The sequence below is a fragment of the Lentzea aerocolonigenes genome, assembly GCF_000955955.1.
In the GTDB taxonomy this organism is placed as follows: Bacteria; Actinomycetota; Actinomycetes; order Mycobacteriales; family Pseudonocardiaceae; genus Lentzea; species Lentzea aerocolonigenes_A.
Genome location: NZ_JYJG01000552.1, coordinates 1 through 398, shown reverse-complemented (window position 1 = coordinate 398; position 398 = coordinate 1). Strand labels below are relative to the sequence as shown.

Sequence of the window (398 nt, the reverse complement as noted above, 5' to 3'; positions counted from 1 at the left end):
GTCCCTCAGCAGTGCGTAGAACGGGTACGGGTCGGCGAGGAAGTCCGGGTGCATCGGGTTGATGTGGATGGACGACTCGACGTGCGCGGCGGGTGGTGGTGGAGGCGGCGGCACCTGCGCGATGGCGTCGCGGACGGCGTTGGCGAGTGTGGTGAGCGCGGGCGGGACGAGCATGTTGAAGTGGTCGCCGGGCACGTTGACGACGTTGAAGGAGCCCATCGCGACGCGTTCCCAGCCGTTCGCGGGTGAGTCGAAGAACAGCTCGACGTGCCGGTCGTCCCTGAGCACCTGGGGGAAGCCGCCGTCGGCCTTGATCAGGGTGACCTTGAGATCGCTCGCTTGCGGCTCGTACCTGACGAGCGCCTCCACCTGCGCCTGGTAGACGCCCATGATCGTGG

The 398-nt window shown here is 67.6% G+C and carries 1 protein-coding gene; it reads right to left on the bottom strand.

What is annotated here, in order from left to right:
• Positions 1-398: hypothetical protein (locus UK23_RS53455; protein WP_045318298.1), on the bottom strand; the 398-nt coding region annotated here is incomplete at both ends.